The sequence below is a fragment of the Bradyrhizobium sp. 87 genome (assembly GCF_023073015.1).
GTDB classification, from domain to species: Bacteria; Pseudomonadota; Alphaproteobacteria; order Rhizobiales; family Xanthobacteraceae; genus Bradyrhizobium; species Bradyrhizobium canariense_D.
The window spans coordinates 1-2,134 of sequence record NZ_JADPIQ010000054.1 but is presented as its reverse complement, the minus strand read 5'-3'; the positions used below and the strand labels follow the sequence as shown (position 1 = coordinate 2,134).

1 protein-coding gene and 1 pseudogene are annotated in these 2,134 nt (G+C 64.2%); one reads left to right on the top strand and one right to left on the bottom strand.

The window, feature by feature from the left end; all coding sequences use genetic code 11:
• Nucleotides 1-476: 476 nt before the first annotated feature.
• Nucleotides 477-920: a hypothetical protein gene (locus IVB50_RS13985; RefSeq protein WP_204512507.1), complete on the top strand. Its 444-nt coding sequence runs from the start codon at nt 477-479 to the stop codon at nt 918-920.
• Nucleotides 921-952: 32 nt separating this feature from the next.
• Here the strand turns inward: IVB50_RS13985 and IVB50_RS13980 are convergent.
• A pseudogene (locus tag IVB50_RS13980) lies at nt 953-2,134 on the bottom strand (hypothetical protein); the annotation flags it as partial.

Below are 2,134 nucleotides of genomic sequence, written 5' to 3'. Positions count from 1 at the left end.
TCGGGATTGGCCAGCCGCGCGACGCTCTGGTAGTTGGACACACCAAGGACCAGCGCCACTCGCTTGTCGGCCTGCGCGGTCGTCGCCGCTGCCAGCATCCACAACATCGACAGCGCAAGCCGGCAGACCAACCGGCTTGAACGCAACATCGGGACTGAAGGGCTCAATCGGATCATGATGCAGGCTTCGCTCCACGCGTCAGCAATGTGGCTGCAATCGATATGAGTACTATTTCGATAGCGGTCCGCCCTCGGGTCTGTGCCATCGATCACACATCAGGCCCGGCCGTCAGGCGAGACGGTTGCCGCCGCGCAGTGTCCTGCCGGGCGACTCCCTGTTCGAAATGATAGTGGAAGGGGCATGGCATTGGGAAGCTGTCCAGCAACCTTCCGCAGATACTTGCCTCCCCGGGGCGCTTGAGCTTCTATGTCGGCATAAATCGCTTTTGCTTCGTTGGCCGCCAAGGGGTTTTCAGAATGATCCGTCCTTTCATGACAGTTGTATTGTCGATTGTAACCAGCGCCTCGTTGCTTCTTTCCGGCACTGCGAGCGCCGACAAGATGCGCCCGGGCTACAAGAGCTACGGAAACGCCCACGGCTTGAATGCCAACGCAGCTTGCCGTCGCCCGCATTTCAACATCTGCCAGGGTTGTAATGTCGTCATCCCGATGCGGGTCGCGCAAGACCGCGGTTGCGGGTTCAATTTCCAATCCCTGGGTCCGTTCGTGGGCCAGGACGTCGTCGTCTCTCCGGCGAACGGATCTTACAGCCTGGTCAACTCGACGAAGGCTGTGTACCGGCCGAATTCCGGCTTTACCGGCAGCGACCATTTCGAGAGCAGACTCTACTTCGAGGACGGCGCCGGCAAGCGCACGTTCCTGAATCTGAAAGTCAACGTCAACGTCGTTCCCAGCCTGTGAGCTGCCGAAGCACCGTGCTCTCGGCACCGGTCTCAATCACCCTCACAGCTGCCTCCGCATGAATCGGCTCCGCCGGACGGACGTGCGCGACCGCGCGGGCTCGGCTCCTGGCGCGATACCGCCTTTGGCTTCTGCGGCGGCGGATCGGGACGCCGGCGGCACGTGCTCTGGGCATCCAGCACGTCATTGCCGTCGCAGACGATCTGGACGCAACGATCGCCTTCTGCCTTTTGTCCCTTGGCGCACACCAGCGGACAGACACGATCGGGCCGGCCGCGCACCGCATCGAGCGCATCGAGGCTGGCAACTTTGACGTCGAATCTGGTGCCGGCGTTTCGGTTGAAATTGTCGAGCGCCTTTTGCGACGGCGCCGTCCAGGCACCGTCGGTGGTCCCGGGATCGCAGCCGACGCGCTTCAGATGGGCCTGGAGCAGGCGTGCAATATCCGCCGGATCCATTGCCGGCACGACAACCGACGCAGGGGCAGGCGCAGCCGGCGGAGTTAGCGCGGCGAGTGTGGCCTGTCGCTCCCGCTCGCGCTGTTCCTGTTCGCGCCTTGCGGCCTCGATCTGCTGCTGCGCGTCCAGCGCGGCCTGCTTCTTTGCCTGCTCGACCTGAAGGGCCGCATCCTCCGCCTGCCGGCGCGCCTCCGCAACCTGCCGCCGGGCATCGTCGAGCTCGCGCTTGGCCTGCTCGGCGATGCGTTGGCGCTCCTTCTCCAGATCGCGCCGGGCCTGTTCTGAGACCTGGAGCTTCGCCTGCTCGGCCTGGCGCGCAGCCTGCTCCTCGATCTGCTTCTTGACATCCTCGTTCTTCTGCCTGGCTTGCTGTTCGGCTTGCCGCCTCAGCAGGTCTGCCTTTTCACGGGCCTTCTCCGCCGCATCCAGCTTGTCGAGGGCCGCATGAGCAGACACAGCGTAGGGGCCGCTACCGTGAACGCCGAGAAACGAGGTCCACGCCTCCCTTGTGCCGATCTGCGCCGCAAATTCGTAGTCTCGCTGGGACTCCGCGTCCGGATCGACCTTTGGGGCAATCAGCGGCACCAGCGCCACGGTGTCGCCGCCGAGCGATCCGTAGACGAAGGGCTCCTGCCGCCGCCCCGTGCTCTTGAGCACCTCGTCGCGAACCCGGCCAAGCGTCAGGCGAAGGTCGAGGCCCGGTGTCGCCAAATGATTGAGGAGCGCGGTCGCAAACGGGCTGTGCGCACCGTCGCC